At 32.1% G+C, this 16,802-nt stretch carries 9 protein-coding genes; all 9 read left to right on the forward strand.

Annotated elements, in window-relative coordinates:
• Positions 1-119: 119 nt before the first annotated feature.
• The 9 genes from BUE22_RS17950 (at position 120) to BUE22_RS17995 (ending at position 16,796) form a co-directional block, all read left to right on the forward strand.
• Complete coding sequence (locus BUE22_RS17950; protein WP_124020495.1) at positions 120-2,108, forward strand: fibronectin type III domain-containing protein; 1,989 nt, start codon at positions 120-122, stop codon at positions 2,106-2,108.
• Between the two features lie 4 nt (positions 2,109-2,112).
• Positions 2,113-7,248 (forward strand): T9SS type A sorting domain-containing protein, encoded by a 5,136-nt coding sequence (locus tag BUE22_RS17955; protein ID WP_073397152.1) that lies wholly within the window; start codon positions 2,113-2,115, stop codon positions 7,246-7,248.
• Between the two features lie 4 nt (positions 7,249-7,252).
• Positions 7,253-10,474: a fibronectin type III domain-containing protein gene (locus BUE22_RS17960; protein WP_073397154.1), complete on the forward strand. Its 3,222-nt coding sequence runs from the start codon at positions 7,253-7,255 to the stop codon at positions 10,472-10,474.
• A 9-nt stretch (positions 10,475-10,483) separates the two neighbouring features.
• The gene (locus BUE22_RS17965) at positions 10,484-10,879 is read left to right on the forward strand and encodes a hypothetical protein (RefSeq protein ID WP_073397156.1); all 396 of its coding nucleotides are present in this window, start codon (positions 10,484-10,486) and stop codon (positions 10,877-10,879) included.
• 195 nt (positions 10,880-11,074) lie between these two features.
• Complete coding sequence (locus BUE22_RS17970) at positions 11,075-11,827, forward strand: hypothetical protein (RefSeq protein ID WP_073397158.1); 753 nt, start codon at positions 11,075-11,077, stop codon at positions 11,825-11,827.
• An 18-nt stretch (positions 11,828-11,845) separates the two neighbouring features.
• Positions 11,846-12,265 carry an SMI1/KNR4 family protein gene (locus BUE22_RS17975; RefSeq protein WP_073397160.1) on the forward strand — a complete coding sequence of 140 codons (420 nt, stop codon included), beginning with the start codon at positions 11,846-11,848 and terminating at the stop codon, positions 12,263-12,265.
• A 941-nt stretch (positions 12,266-13,206) separates the two neighbouring features.
• Positions 13,207-14,052, forward strand: coding sequence for a hypothetical protein (locus tag BUE22_RS17985; RefSeq protein WP_073397164.1), 846 nt, complete (start codon positions 13,207-13,209; stop codon positions 14,050-14,052).
• Between the two features lie 23 nt (positions 14,053-14,075).
• On the forward strand, positions 14,076-15,374 hold the full coding sequence (locus BUE22_RS17990; protein ID WP_073397166.1) for an IPT/TIG domain-containing protein: 1,299 nt from the start codon (positions 14,076-14,078) through the stop codon (positions 15,372-15,374).
• Between the two features lie 78 nt (positions 15,375-15,452).
• The gene (locus BUE22_RS17995) at positions 15,453-16,796 is read left to right on the forward strand and encodes a PKD domain-containing protein (protein WP_073397168.1); all 1,344 of its coding nucleotides are present in this window, start codon (positions 15,453-15,455) and stop codon (positions 16,794-16,796) included.
• Positions 16,797-16,802: the final 6 nt, after the last annotated feature.

Here is a 16,802-nt window from a genome sequence, read left to right on the forward strand (position 1 = left end):
ATTATTTTTGCCTTTTTTAACATGGAAATAATTACACATTAATGTCAAAAAGCAAGCTTCTTTTTTTATTCATATTATTTGTATCCTTATCGTATTCTCAGACCAAAAAAGCTACTGTAATGGTCAATGCCAGAGCTCAAAAAGATAAAATTTTGATTCGTTGGGCAATAAACTCACCAAGCGAATGGCAAAAAGCAAATAAAAAAGGATTTGTAATTACAAGGACAACTATATTGAGGGATGGTGTTGTTTTGCCAAAACCCGAAAAAATACTACTTACTCCAAAATCATTAGTGCCTGAGCCTTTAGATTCCTGGCTTGATTTAGTACAAAAAGATAATAATATAGCTATTATAGCTCAATCTATTTATGGTGAAAGTTTTGAAGTAAGTGCAGCTAAAGAAGGAGATTTGTCCAAAATAGTAAATATGGCCGATGAACTGGATCAGCGATATACTTTTGCTTTATATGCAGCCGATATGAGCTTTGAAGGTGCATTAAAGGCAGGTTGGGGATTTGTAGATACCAATGTAAAGAAAAATGAAGTTTATGCTTATCAGGTAAGTGTTTTTGAAAGTCCAAAAGTCAAGGAGTCATCTTATATGATAGGTCTGAAAGATTATACTACTTTACCTGCCCCTACTGATTTTATTGCAATTCCTGATGATAAAAAAGTAATGCTATCATGGGATTATGAAACTTTTAAAAGAATTTATACTTCTTTTATGGTAGAGAAATCTTCAGACGGAGTCAATTTTAGTCCCATCGCTACTACGCCTTTAGTAAACCTGAATGATAAAGATGAGCATCCTTCAAAATCGATGTATTATATCGATACACTTAGCGTAAACGATAAAATATATCAATATAGGTTATATGGTATAACTTCATTTGGAGAAAAAGGAGAATTGACAAAACCTATTACTGCAAAAGGGGTGGCTGCTATAGTTACTCCGGCAAGGCTTGTAGATTATAATATTGTTAACTCAAACGAGGTTAATTTAGAATGGGATTACCCTAAAGATTCTGAAGGTTTTATTCAGGGTTATGAAATCAATTTAGCCAATAATGACAAAGGTCCGTATAAAGTAGTTTCTAAAATGATTCCTCCGTCGGAGAGAAAACTCAATTTTAAGGAGAATTTATATCCGTCCAATTATTTTACCATTTCTGTTGTTGGTAAAAACAACCAGCGTTTAACATCTCAGAGTATGTTGGTTCAGCCTGTAGATTCTATACCGCCCGCAAAACCAATCGGATTAGAAGGCGTAATAGATAGCCTTGGAGTGGTGCGACTAAAATGGAAAGCGAATCTGGAAAAAGATTTAAGAGGTTATCGAATTTTAAAAGCCAATAATCCCGATGAAGAATTTGTAGATATTTATCACAAATCGTATGTGGGTAATGATTACAAAGACAGCGTGAGTCTTAAAATGACGAACAGTAAAGTATATTACAGAATTGCTGCAGAAGACATGCGATTTAATATTTCAGATCCATCTGATGTTTTGGTGTTGGATAAGCCCGATAAAATTCCGCCAGCGGCTCCGATTTTTAAGGATTATGATAATAAAGATGGCAAAGTACATTTAAAATGGATACGCAGTTATAGTGAAGATGTAGTAGGATATAGTCTTAGAAGGAGAGAGAAAGGACAGGAAAAATGGTTGGAGATTAAACAGATAAATGATACCATTCAGGAATTTACGGATGACAGGGTAGAAAATAGAAAAACATACCAGTACGCTATTCTGGCAAAAGATAAAAGTAATCTTTGGTCGTCATTAGATCATTCTATAATAACCGTAAATGTATTAAACTTTACTCCTGTTAAAGTAATTACATTTTTGCAGGGATTACCAGATAGAGAGAATAAAAAGATAGTATTAAGCTGGGATTATGCAAAAAATAAAGGCAAAGTCCTGGGGTTAAGTATTTACAAAAATGTAAAAGGAACTCCGCCAACTTTATGGAAGGAATTAAACGCAAACGTTTTTACTTTAGAAGATAAAAATTTAAAAATTAATCAGGAATACGAATATCATTTGATTCCTAATCTGGAAAGCGACAGCCCTGCAAAGGCAGAAACCTTAACAGTTATATATTAAGCCTATGAAGAAAATTTACTTATTCATCATTTTATTGATTTCAGGATTTGGGTTTGCTCAGGCTACCGTTCCAGAATTAGGTTCATACGAAGTTGTTTTTAATGGTTGGGCTTATGGAGATGAACATCACAATTGTGGTGTAGCATTTGTGACTCTCGAATTTAAGGCTTCAGGGGATAACTACAACCCTCTAAATATCACTTACAGTGATAACAGAGTTACTGATACATACACTAATGTAAAAACTACATTTACAGCAGATAAAATTCCGGTGTCAATGTTTTTTTCTGCTTCCAGATATGATAGACAATCTTGCAGAGGAAACAGGCCTAATAATAGCGGAAGGATTACTACTACAGATAAATTTCATTGCTTAGATTACACCTTTGAATTTAAGCAATTTAAAAATGTGGTAGATGATGGAGATGGAATAGGAAGCTCCTCTTTTAATGTAAAAATTCGCCCAATTCTTGTAATTGCAGATCCTGGGAACAAGAATGAATTACCTACAGACAAACAAATCACGATAGCATCAAATACAGGTTTTTCCTCATCAGAGTATAATTGGCAATATTCGCTTAATCTACAAGACCCTAATAGTTGGATTGATATGCCGCAATTTGCTGAAAAATCAAGTTTTAGTGCTAGTGCTAAAGAAATTTTAGGGATAAATGCTGGAGAAAATCATGGAAAAGAAATCTATTTTAGACAAAAGGCATGTAATGTTTTCTCTGACCCTGTTACTTATATAGTTAGACAATCTGCTCCGGAAATAGTCTCAAAAACAGAAGAAAAAACGAGTTGTTTTGATAGCAAAGATGGTAAGCTGATTTTAAAATTCAACAGACCATTATTCAATACAGAAAAATTGACTTTTAGTATTAGACAATTTGACGAAAAAGAGGGGAAATGGATGTCAGTTGTATGTTCATCACAGGGGCCACAAGATCTAATTTCTCTTGATGGAAACAATAGTTACAAATTTCCATGTGATTTTTCAAAAGGACAATACGGAATTGCATTTACAGGATTTATAAACGGATCAAGTACTGGGTCTCCACATACTGAGATTGATCCTTATATTTTTAATATAGATTCACCAACACCTGTTGATTTTTCTGTTGTCACGAAAAGAGATATTAATTGTTTTGGAGGAGCAGATGGCGAAATTGACATTTTGGCTACAGGAGGTATTGAAAATGGTATTTATCAATATTCAACAGATAGAGGATCAAGCTGGAAGAATTTTTCAGATGTTGATAAAACTACCATAAGCGGACTTTCTTTGGGATTATGTTATATAAAAGTACGAAAATTAAGAAATTCAGATGATATTGTTGGCTGTATAGCAAAAAAAGCAGACAATAATGATAAAGAATTATCAGAAAATATTGGTCAGCCTGCAAGTGCACTTGAATTAGTGAAAATTACTTCGGTAAATCCAACTTTTAACAAAGCAGAAAATGGTAAAATTACGGCTTCAATTACTGGGGGCACTCCAATTAGTGGAAATTCATATTCCTATATTTGGAAGAATAGTAAGGATGAAACCGTCGCAGCGAGTAAATCATCAGCTGTTTTTTTAAATGATATTTTTGCTATTACACTGAACAATGTACCTGCTGATACTTATACATTATATATTACAGATGCCAGAAACTGTACTTTAGATCCATTAAAAGTAACTGATTTAGTAACTGTTTTAGATGATCCTGATCCAATTGAAATTGAATTAGAAATTATTCAGGGAATTTCCTGTAATACAGCAAATTTAGATCCAACCGGAGATGAGACTGTCGTTTCAGATGCAATTTTAAAAGCAACAGTAAAAGGTGGTATTAAGTTTACCGGAACACAAAATGGTGGTTTGCCTTATATCTTTAACTGGTCAAAATACAATACAGAAACAAGTAAGTGGGATAAATTAGAAGATTATAAAACCGATACAGCAACTGGCCTTTCAGAAGGAATCTATTCGCTAAATGTTGAAGATGCTAATAAAATTGTAAAAGGAACTTATGATACAAAAGATTTAATAACAGCAATTCCCACAACACAAGAAATTTTAGAGCCAAAGAAACTGGAATTAGTATTTGATTCGCTAAATGTTTCCTGTCATGGAGGCAAGAATGGCTGGGTTATAGCAACCGTAACCAAAGGAGAAGCTCCGTATAAGTATAAATGGTTTAATGTAGGGACGGGAACTATTGAAGGAAACAAAATTTCGAACTTAACAAAAGGAGAATATTTTGTAGAAGTTACAGCTGCAAATGGCTGTTTTATAAAAGATAGTATCACAATTGGTGAGCCAACAGAAGAAGTTAAAATTAATTATGCAGAGATTTTTACACCTACTTTTTCAGGAGCTACAAATGGAAGAATCGTAGCGAAGATAACGGGTGGAACACCATATGATGATAAATCATATAATTATGAATGGAAAAATAGTAAAGGAATAATACAAACTACAACTGACATAATAGAAAATGGAGTTTATACCATTACACTAAATGGAGTTCCGGCTGATGATTATTTTTTGACAATTAAAGATAAAAATTATAACGAAGCTGCGAGTCAAATTGTTAATTGTTCTGTTTTAGAGTCAAAAGTAACCTTAAATGAACCTGATCCTTTAAAAGTTGTATTCGAAATAGTTAGAACTATTTCGTGTAATACAAGTAATGAATTTGGAAACGATAAAGATACAACACCACAAGACGGTCAACGAGATGAATCGCAGGATGGAATTTTGAAGGCGCATGTAACAGGGGGAACTCCGCTTGCACTAGATAAAAATAATGGATTGCCTTATTATTTTTATTGGAAAAAACAGGAGGAAAATGGTTCGTGGACAGATTTGCCTAATATTACAAGTGAAACCGCTTCTAATCTTTCTTATGGAAATTATGCCTTAAACGTGAAGGACAGAAATGGTATTATGCTGGGAACTTATGTTAATAATGTACTAACACAGCAAATAGATGTTACTCAATTAATGGAAGAACCATCAAAATTATCTGTAACTATTACTCATGGTGATGTTTTTTGTAACGGTGGAAATGACGGTTGGGCTACAGCAAGTGCTGTGGGAGGTACACCTCCGTATGAATATGTATGGTCGAATGAGGTAAAAATTGATGAAAATACAATTTTAAAAGCGGGTAAATATTTGGTGTCTGTTACAGATTTTAGAGGATGTACTACACAAGCAGAGGTTACAATTACCGAACCAAAAACACCTATTTCTATAAAATATAAAGAAGTTCTGAACCCGAGTTTTTATAAGGCAACCAATGGAAAAATTGTTGTAGAAGTTACCGGTGGAACCATTTTTTCAGACAATACCTATTGGTTTGAATGGAAAAACAGTAAAGGCATAATACAAACTACAACCACTACCAATTTTAATAATGATATATACACTATTTCTTTAAATGGAGTTGGCGAAGAACTATATAGCTTAACGGTTCGTGATGCAAATTACGATGCGGCTAAAAATAAAACAAGCTGTACAGTTGCCAATTCTATTACAACTTTAGATGATCCGGATCCGCTTGAAGTAACTTTTGAGGTAGTTCGTACTATTTCTTGTAATGTAGGTAATGAATTTGGAAATGAAACAGATGCAAATCCACAAGACAATCAAAGAGATGAATCTCAGGATGGTATTCTGTTCGCTCATGTAAAAGGTGGAATTCAGTTAGAGGCTACAAAAAACAATGGATTACCTTATTTTTATACATGGAAAAAACAAAAAGGTAATTCCTGGATTATCTGGAACGATCACGATGAAACTGCAGAAAATTTATCAGATGGCAATTACGCCCTGAATATTGAAGATGCTAACGGAATAAAATTGGGAACTTATATCAATAATGTTTTGGTTGAAGAAAAAGACGCTACACAAAATATGCCGGAACCTTCAAAATTACAATTATCCTTCACCAAGTTTGATGTTGGCTGTACAACAGGAGATGATGGTTGGGCAGAAGCGCGTGTTACAGGAGGAACTCCGCCATATACTTACGAGTGGACAAATGGTGAGATAACACCTAAAATAGAAAACATTACAACAAATAATTACTTTGTAATAGTAACAGATGCAAAAGGATGTGTCGTTCAGGGAAGTATTTTTGTAGGTGATCCAAATGGAATATTAACCACAGAAAGTATTATAAACCCAGTTTGTTCTAAAGGAAATGATGGTTCAATAGAACTAAATGTTACTGGAGGAAACTTACCATACAGCTATTTATGGAACACTGGAGCTACTACTAAAGATTTAAATAATCTGAAAGCAGGAAATTATGAAGTGACTATAACCTGTCCGGATTGTTGTGTGTACAAAAAGAGATTTGTTTTAAAAGATCCGGAAGCAGTTATTGTTAATATTGGTCCAGACAGAACATTATGTAGTGAACAAAGCCTGGACTTAGATGCTACAATTACCGATGAAAATGCACAATACAGCTGGACATCTACAAACGGATTTACATCAAATGAAGCAAAAATAAATGTATCAAAAGCCGGAACTTATCAGGTAAAAGTAACTTCAGGACTAGGTTGCATTAGCGAAGATGAAATTGTAATAAAAACAAGTCAGGCTATTATTAGTTCAGAGTTTTTATTGAGTTCACAAGCCTATTTAGATGAGGAAGTAATCTTAGTGAATACCAGTAATCCTTTTGGAGAAAGCACAAATTGGGTAATTCCTGACGGAGTAAAAATTGTAGAGCAAAAGGAAAAATACATAACCCTTAAGTTTGATGCAACAGGCGTATATGCCATTGGTTTAGAGCAAACGCAAGGAGAATGTTACGCAACATTCAGTAAAAATATTACCGTTGAAAAACGAAGTGGTTTACCAAATACAGGTACTACATCGCAATTTATTGTAGATTTTATTGTAACTCCAAATCCAAGTAATGGTAATTTTAAAGCGCTTGTAACTTTAGAAAATATTAGTGCTGTAAATTTAAGGTTATTCGCTACGACGGGACAAAATACGATGATTCAGAAAAATGATTCAGGAAAGAAAAAATATGAAATAGATTTTGAGACGTCATTAGAATCCGGAATGTATATTCTGGTATTAGAAACAGGACAACAAACATTGGTTAAAAAAATTATCATCTATTAAAAAAATGAAAAACCTTTTCAATAACATACATTTATTTGTTCTCTTTCTGTTTTTTAGTGTAACCGGATATGCGCAATTATATCCAGTTCAGTTAACACCTGTTTTTAATAGTCCGTACAGCGTCAAAATATCAGATTATGCGACTAGTATGGATACTAAAATGCAGCTGCTGATTAATCCTACCGACATCTCTATATCGCAAAGGCAGGTGCGTTTAAAGTTATACATACAAGGCAACGGACTTAATATACAGAGTAGTGATTTTATACAAGGACAACGACCTATTTTTATAAATGGAGGCGAATTACAAACGCTGACCAATACCGATATTTCCGCCCTTTTTAGATTAGAAAATCTACAGGGAATTTCTCCGGCTCAATATGCTAATCCGTTGCCGGAAGGAATGTACAATTTTTGTTTTGAGATGTACGATTTTGTAACCAACCAAAAGATCTCACAGAAAAGTTGTGCCAGTTTATACCTGATATTAAATGATCCTCCACTATTAAACACACCACAAAAAAACGAGCAAATTGCATCGACAGAATTTCCGAATATTTTATTTACGTGGACTCCGCGTCAAATAAATGCGACCAATATATCGTATAAATTCGAATTAAAACAGCTTATCGATCCAACGTTAGATCCTCAAATTGGGTTTCAAATGTCTCCCATTTTATATGAGGAAACACTTTTTGGAACTGCTTTGCTGTATAATCTGAGTATGCCAATTCTTACTCCTGGTCTACGATACGCATGGCGTGTAAAAGCTATATCGACTACCGGACTTTCAGAGAATGCCGTCTTTAAAAATGATGGCTATAGTGAGATATATTCGTTTAAATATACTGCCTCTTGTGCGGCTCCAACCTTTTTGTTAAGCGAATCTCAGAGTTCTAAAAGTGTAAAAATTACTTGGGAAGGAATACCGGAGCATACTCGTTATCAGGTACAATACAAAAAGCAAGATGTACGCAACGCACAATGGTTTTCATCTTACAGTTTAAATAGACAAACTTTAATCACCAATTTAGAACCAGGTGTAACGTATCAGTTTAGAGTAGGCTCAAGTTGTGATCCTGTAAGCGAAGGCGTTCAGTCGTTTACGTATTCAGGAATAAACACTTTTACAACTCCTACAGAAACTAGCGGAGTTCCGGCATATAATTGTGGTATTGTTCCTCAAATTAATATTCAGAATCAAAAACCGCTTACGAATTTAATAGAGAGTGAAACTTTTAAGGCTGGAGATTTTCCGGTTACTGTTTTAGAATTGGAAGGCAAGGGGCCTTACACAGGAAAAGGCTATATCATAGTGCCATACTTAAATGAGACTAAAATAGCAGTTCAATTTAACAATATTACTATTAATACAGATTATCAATTGATTAGCGGGGTTGTAGAGACGGCTTATGATCCGAAATGGGGAAATGTGATAAATGGTAGTGAAATAGTAAACGATGTAAAAGGGCTATTAGAAGGAATTGCAGATTTATTTAATAGAGCAGATGAATTAGAAAAGCAAAAAGCTGCTGGTACAATTAGTGAAGAGGATTATAATAAAAATTGGAAAGAGATATATGCTGGTTTAGAAAAAGCTGACCAGCAATATAAAACATTGGTAAATGCTCCTGATGTTCCTGAAGATTTAAAGAAAAAAGTTGCTGAATTAGATCCAGTTTTTGTTGATTTGGCTTCTAATAATTATTCAACAGCAGGTAATCAAAACCAAGAGAATTTAGCAAAAACTAATTCCACTTTTGAGGAAGTTAACAAGTTTTTCAGTGAAAAATGTGATGCTTCTCTAAAAGCAATTGTAGCATTTTTGGCAACAGAAAAAGTAAATTATTTAAAATTAGCTGCCAGCGAGGTTTCAAAAAACACCGCAACTTTTCCAGGAACTGATAAAACATATAAAACATCTGTTTATGATGAAGAAAACGGAACCTTAAAAATAACTCATTATAAAGGGTGGAGTATTAGTAATCCAGTTCAGAATTTATTCTTAATTGAGACTAAAGATCCTGATTTAAATAAATTAAAAATTACAAAGTTTTGGTTGAGCTATGTTCTCAATGATGTGGATGGAAGTGCAACAGGAGTAGATGTTACCATATATTTTAAAGATCCTGTTCCAGACCAAACAGACCCTTTTTGTACACAAAAAGCTATTGTTGCAAAAGGTGTATCTACGCAGGCACAGTTTGCCGATACAATGGGGAAGTTAGTTTTTTATGGAGCTTTAAGTATTGGAACGGCAGAGGTTTTTGCAAGTAAAAAAGCGACCGAATGTATTTCAGGATTTATCCTTGACGCTGGATTTCAAATGGGAATAAATGCAATTGTCAAAACATATTTTAATGAAAAATTTACAACTAGACAATTAATGGAAGAGATTTCGCTGCCTAGTGCATTGACAAGTTGTTATACATCGGCATTGGTGGATCAATGTGGAACAGGCTGTGCAGGAGTCAGTGGTTTTGTTGTGGGTTTTGGAGATGATGTTTGGAGTCAGTTGAAAAGTGGAAAGAGTTTATCAGAAGTTGAAGTCGGTAAAAGTACTTTAAATGGGATAAAACAGGCAATTTTAAATATTATAGTTCAAAAAGTAGTTAATTTTGGTATTAGTAAGTTTTCAGCATGGCGAGGAAAAAAATATAGTGAAAAACAAACAGAAGATGCTATAGAGGATTTTGTTGAACATCCTGAAAAGTATGGTGTTGAAGGTGATAATGTAGATGATAGTGCTAATGTAATAGAGAATCAAGCCGACGACGCTATTGTTGATAGTAAAGCAAGCGTCGAAGATGTTGCATTAATTACAAGTTCAAATGCTTCTAAACAAAGGAAAATTGAGATGATAGCAGATTGGCTTAGAGATATGAATAAAAAAAATAGTGAAATAAATAATATAATTAAGGGTAAGGTCGATTTATCTGGAGGAGTTTCAATAATTGAATTAAAAAAAGGAACTAGAGTCTGGAGGTTTGAACGAACAATTGGAAATATTGAACCTGAAAAACATTTCTTTACTGATGGATCAGCAGCTGATGAAGGGGTTAGAGCAGTTGGGTTCGCAGATGCATCTGGATATAAACTTGTGACTTACGAAATTTTGGAAAACACGAAAGTATTAAAGACCAAAATGAATACAGGATTTTTACAGTATATAACGGATAAATTACAGCATAATATCAAAATGATTTCAGAAGAAGTAGCACACTAAAAAAAAAGTATGGATAGTTTAATTTTAGAGAAAATAGATAATGTAATTCAGGAAATAAAAAAAAAATATGACTCAAGTGGTATTACTGCTGCAGATATTTTTATCATTTTGTCTTTTGAAATTTTAAGATGTGAAATTGCATTGAAAAGTATAAGTTCGAATTCAGTCTCAGCTATCGGAGAAATTGCATCTACAACATCACATTTTTATTACTTCAGAGATTACCCTTTATTATATAGGGATATACAAAAAATTTATATTGAAATCAGTAAGATTGATAAAAGATTTAATGATGCAGATTTTGAGAGTTCTGTTAATTTTGAATTAGATAGTTGGACAAAGCATGTATCTGATGCTTCAAGTAATTTATTGAGAGGACTTCCAATGTCATATTTTACAAAATAAAATATTAAAGAATGAACCACAATACTTAGTATTCAATGAAGAAAATAGACTAATTTCTTCTTTAGATTCGAAACAACTATTTGGTAAATTTTCTAATCTTGAAATAAATTATAATCTAAAAAAAAAAATATAAATTAAGAATTGAGGAAAAATAAATTTTGTCTATGCCTATTTTTTCAAAAATACTGATTAGTAATGAAAAGAAAAGATATTAAAGTAAATAATTCTTCTGATTATTGGTATGATTATGAAGCAGAGCTTAGTGTTTATGGTTTTCTTAGGTGGGAGAAACAAGAATCATTAGATTTTTTTTTAAATGCAAAAAATTCTTTTGCATGGGACTACATATGTTTGTCAAATAAATTTGGTATAGCAACATCAACAAAATATTTTGAAAATATTCATCATTTTGAAAGCGAATTTTTATTATATAAAAGCATGTTCGATGATATTAGGTATCATAATCCCTTGCTATTTATTCATACCTATGATGAATCATGGGTATTCCCAAGTATTTTGTTTATTAATAATGAACAACAACAACCAGAACCAATAGTATCTATTGACCCTATTATAAGATTAGAAGAATTGAACAGTAAGTATACTTGTACACCAATTAAAGTAGCTTTAGATATTGGTACAAAAGGGATTCAATTATATTATTATTTAGATAATGATATATTTAATTTAAGGTTAGAAAATAAAAAATGTCTTGAATTTGAATATCCTATAGACAACTCTGATTTAGCTTATTTAAATACACAAAGATTAAATAGTTTTTTGAGAGATTTGAAAAAACTTTGTTTTAAGTATGGAGCAAATGATTTTGAATTTGAAAATTTAGGCTTAAATGACTTTTCAGAAAATGGTGTTTTGTTTGATGGAGAGGTTATTTATTATGAAGATATCGTAGGATTATTACTGCCTCATCAAAAAATTGTTAAATAGCAAATTAAGTATTTTACTGTGAGTTTTGAAAAAGAATTGAATTTTCTAGAGAAAAATGAAAATCAAGATAAATTAATTAATAATAAAATTAGAAGTACTGTTTCCGAAATTAATCATTTAAAAGAGAGTTATCCAAATTTACCTAATGATTTTTTTGATTATTTATTAGAAGTAGGTTCTGGGAATATAATGGAATCACAGTTTAAGGTAATGAATGTCTTATTTGATTTTAATGATTTAGGATTGGAAGGGATCTATTATTTACCTGATAATATTAAGTTGTTTGGTGATAATTATTCAGGTGATTTTGCTGGGTTTGATATATTAAGTAATAAAGATGAAGTTATTGAGTTTTGGCACGATTCAAATGAGCTTCACTATACAGGAAAAACATTTAGAAAGTATATCAGAGAGAAAATATTGATGGAGGAGATTTAGGTGAAATATGAGAGGGTTCACGAGCAAGATGCTCGTGTCAGCAGGAGCTTTTGTAATAACAATTGATTAAATATATAAATATGCTAAGTAATCTAATTCAAGTCAGTCTTCTTATTTTTCTAGTTTATATCTCATATAAATCTGGTTTTTTCATAATGTTTAATTACATAATAGGTTTTCTGTTGATATTATTTTTTACAAATTTGCATTTCGAAGGAAAGGTTAGAACTAAAGGAGAATTAATAATTTTTTTTCTAAATCTTTTTTTATACTCTCTTTTATTTTGCTCTTCTGTATTTATCTATTTTGATAAAGAAAATGAAAAGAAACATTTTTTTATAATTCCGGTTATTTCTTATTTTATTATTATACTCATTGAAATTATGCTATTTAAGTTTCCGAATGCCTTTTTTTCTATTTTTTTACCTATTATGCTTGCCTTTTTTCCATTATATATATTGAAATATTATCGAAAATATATAAAAGGAGAAAATAGTTAATGTTTGAGAATGTAGACGAATTAGAGCTTGATGGTAATTTTCCCGCTTGCGCATGCATCTTTCTTGTTAAGATAAAGTAAGATATAGATTGTAAAAAAAAACGAAAAAAAAATAAATACAATTTTGTAATAGATTGGAGAGGAAATGAAGTGGGAGACTTCGCACGGCATGGATTATTAATACCTCATCAAAAAATTGTTAAATAGCTTTCTAGTTAATAGCGTTTAGAGCAAAATATTCTTGAACGCAGCGAGAAAATAATGAGGTTGTAATAAAAAGCAGTATTTATCTTACAAAATTTATTAACTTAGCGCGCTTAATATTAACCATTTAAGATATGGTATAACACAAATAAAAAAATTAATTGATAATTAAAAATTATCAATAGCGGAAAGTAAATAGAACTTTCAAAAACAAAAGATAAATACAAGAATAAACATTATGAAAAAAAACATTTTGACCCTACTAATTGTGCTAATAAGCACTTGTAGTTTTGCACAAAAAATAAAAATCGATAAAGGAGAAATTAAACTCGATGAAAAAACAATTGGTTATATAGAAGGTAAAAAACCAATTTTTAAAATTTACAATTTAGATAAAAGTTATTACGTGACAGCTGAGTTAAAGAGTGTTCCTAACGATACTTCGATGGACCTTCCGTGGATTGAACTTAAAGATGAAGCTACAGGAAAGTCAAACGAATTAGAATTTAAGAATAAGAGCAGAAAATTCAGTGCCTTTAATTATGACAGAAGTATTATTTATGAACTGTTTGACAGAAATTATATTACTGCAGAAGGTTTAGTTAAAGAAGCAATCGAAAGTTTTATTAATGGACCATCAGCAGGTATAGCCGCAAAAAAATTGGGAGCTCAGGGTGATATTGATAAGGCAAACAGCTTGGCAGATACCTATCAGTTAGCAATTGATGATACAGGTGTTATTTATAGCGTAAAGGCAAAAAATCAAGATCCAGATGATAAAAAAATCGGGTATATCAAAATGACTTCGCCTTCTACAAACGGAGAGTTAAAATACGAAGTTACTGACTTAGATGGTTATCTGATAGCGACATGGTTTGCAAAAGCAGGAATGGTTTCAGGTTATGATAAATTTTTAAATCAGGAGCTGATTACATTCGATAAAAAAGTTCTAAAAGCAACTTTTGATAATAGAGGTAATCCTATAGGATACAAAATGAGTAAAGATATTACGGCTATGAATATTGCAAGGGTATTAGTAGGTAACGGTTATACTTTAGGAAGTCCATCTTTGGAGAAAAAATAATTAAGAATATATAAAAAATAAAAATGAAAAAGAGAATTTTATTAGTAGCGGTATTACAACTTTTTTTAGTTCTAAACGGTTGTAGCTCAGATTCAGGAAGTGATTCAGAGCCAACTCCAGAACCGCCTGTTGTTATCATAAAAACAGCAAAAGCAACATCATATTCTAAAAATTCAGGAGAAACTGGGGAAACAATTAGTATTTACGGCGAAAATTTTTCAGATAAAATAAGCGATATCACAATAACTTTTGATGGTGTTGCAGCAACAATTGTTTCATCGACAGCTAATGAAATTGTATTCAAATTACCAGCTACTGAAAAGTTAGTACCAAAATTATCTTTGACAATTGAGAATAGAACAGTTAGCAACGAAGTTAAGAATGATTACCAAGGGAATATAGGGATTTTACCTAAGGCTTCAATTTCGGAATGGTTTACAATGGAAAATGTTGTAAAAAAAGATAGTAAAATTTATAATATGCAGATTTTTAATGATAAAATCATGTATTATTCTATGGCAGATTATGGTGGAAGTGGAGCGTACAGAACATTAGATGGAGGTATTACGTTTAAAGAATGGGGAAGAACTGGGTTTTCTGGTGCTTTTTCTGCTACTAAAAATGACGAAGGCTGGGCTGATACATCCTTTTGGATTCAAAAAGTACCAGTTGGAGGCTCTGCAACAATGGATTTTATCGAGACAGCAAAAGGGGGGAGTTATTACTCTGTTTATGTTGATTCTGATATGAAAAATGGAACAATTATTTCTCTAAAAGGAGATGTGTATACAACGACTAATGGAGTAGATTTTTCGCAAGTTTATGATGCCCATTTTAAGGATGAAGGATATGAGGATGGATCTATAAGTAGATCTGCTGAAATTGATAACAATCATATTTGGGCTGCTGGTCAAAAAACAGTTGGAAAAATATATTATCCTTTCATTTTATTTAAAAATAATGAAACAGACGGTTGGAAAGAGCATTATTTGGTAAATGAACCAAATTCATTTGTTGCTGAAGTGTCTTTTGCCGACAAGATAAATGGTTTTATTTTAATAGCTAATTCATCAATATACAAAACCATAAATGGAGGTGATACTTGGAGTAAAGTTTATACCGGAGAAAAATTTACAAAATTTACTTTTAAAGATGGTAATACTGGTTGGGCAGTTTTAGAAAATAAAATTTACAAAACTACAGATGGCGGAGTTTCGTGGATTCTGGATTATACACATGACCAATCTATTAGAGGAATAAGTTATAAAAACAATGTTGTTTGGGCTATTTCTACAGATAAAATAATCAAACGCTATTTGTAATTTTTTAACAATAGAAATTTTATATAGTATAAAAAACATTACAGCCTTAAAAAGCTGTAATGTTTTAAAATAAATTGAATGAAAAAAACTTTACTCTTACTCTTATTTATTGTTATTACTTCTTGTTATCAGGAAACCGCTATAGTCATAGAGGGTGATTTTACGACTTCGTATGCCAACGAAGACGAATCAATTCCTGTCATTATTAAAATTGATAATAAAATTACCGGGGCAGATAGTTACGAATGGACATTTGAAGGTGGTGAGCCTGCTATTTCGTCTGCAAAAAATCCGGGTGAAGTATTATATAAAAAGCAAGGGACTTATACCATTAAATTAATAGCTACAAATGTAGACGGAGAACGTAAAGAATTTAGTAAAAGTGTAGTAATAAAAGAGGGAATTAATATTGAGTTTACCCATGAAATTATAAAAAGCAATTACTCTCCGGTTGAGGTCGTTTTAAAAAACGCTACTATTGGAGAAGGATTAACTTTTAAATGGGATTTTCAGGATGGAGCTCCAGCAACTTTTACAGGCAAAACACCTCCAAATGTGGTGTTTACAACTCCTGGAGATCATCTTATAACACTTACTGTTTCAAATGGTTTTGAGTCAGAAAAACAAACTCAAACCATAACTGTTGCTCCTTATTTAGTGAGCCTGTTTTCGTATGAGCCAAATTTTGAAGACGATGATAATGAGGCTCCCGTAACCATTAATTTTTCTAATAAATCGATTAGTGCCATTAGTTATAAATGGAGTTTTGAAGGTGGAAATCCATCTATTTCAACAGAAGAAAATCCTAAAGTTGTTTTTACAAATGCGGGCAGTCATGAAGTTACTTTAGAAGCCTTTAATGACAAAACAAGCCAAATTTTTAAATCGACTATTACGGTTTTACCAGATACTAATTTGCGCACATTAACTAATATTAAATTAGGAATAAATTCGGCACATAACAACAATAATATTGGAGCTATGTTCTCGACAGTAACGAGACAGGTTTACAAAGCAAATGAAATAAACGACCAGAATAGCGGTCTTATAGATATCGTTTTTCAGGGATTAAACAGCAATTTCACTTACAATAGATTTATATCGCCGGATCAGGCCAATAATTATGGGTTTTTGTCATTGCAAAATGCACAGAGCACCATTTTTATCAATTCTCAAAACTTGTGTAACTGTGGCTTAAATTTCACAGAATCGCAGTTTGATGCTATGGTAAATGACAGTCCGATAAAATCTTTAAACATAAGTTACAGCGCTGCGGGAGAACAGCAGTTTGGTTTGATCTACCCAAGAATCATTTTATTTAAAACACAAGACGGAAGAAAAGGAGCCATAAAAATTAAAGATATGGTTAAGAACGGGGCAAGTTCTTATATTTTATGTGACATCAAAGTACAAAAACAATAACCAATA

Origin of the sequence: Flavobacterium pectinovorum (assembly GCF_900142715.1) — a bacterium.
Classification (GTDB): Bacteria; Bacteroidota; Bacteroidia; order Flavobacteriales; family Flavobacteriaceae; genus Flavobacterium; species Flavobacterium pectinovorum.

What these genes read in the sequence shown, in the direction of transcription:
- BUE22_RS17990 (WP_073397166.1), top strand. Translation starts at nt 14,076, where the DNA reads ATGAAAAAGAGAATTTTATTAGTAGCGGTATTACAACTTTTTTTAGTT.
- BUE22_RS17985 (WP_073397164.1), top strand. Translation starts at nt 13,207, where the DNA reads ATGAAAAAAAACATTTTGACCCTACTAATTGTGCTAATAAGCACTTGT.
- BUE22_RS17955 (WP_073397152.1), top strand. Translation starts at nt 2,113, where the DNA reads ATGAAGAAAATTTACTTATTCATCATTTTATTGATTTCAGGATTTGGG.
- BUE22_RS17950 (WP_124020495.1), top strand. Translation starts at nt 120, where the DNA reads ATGGTCAATGCCAGAGCTCAAAAAGATAAAATTTTGATTCGTTGGGCA.
- BUE22_RS17965 (WP_073397156.1), top strand. Translation starts at nt 10,484, where the DNA reads ATGGATAGTTTAATTTTAGAGAAAATAGATAATGTAATTCAGGAAATA.
- BUE22_RS17970 (WP_073397158.1), top strand. Translation starts at nt 11,075, where the DNA reads ATGAAAAGAAAAGATATTAAAGTAAATAATTCTTCTGATTATTGGTAT.
- BUE22_RS17960 (WP_073397154.1), top strand. Translation starts at nt 7,253, where the DNA reads ATGAAAAACCTTTTCAATAACATACATTTATTTGTTCTCTTTCTGTTT.
- BUE22_RS17995 (WP_073397168.1), top strand. Translation starts at nt 15,453, where the DNA reads ATGAAAAAAACTTTACTCTTACTCTTATTTATTGTTATTACTTCTTGT.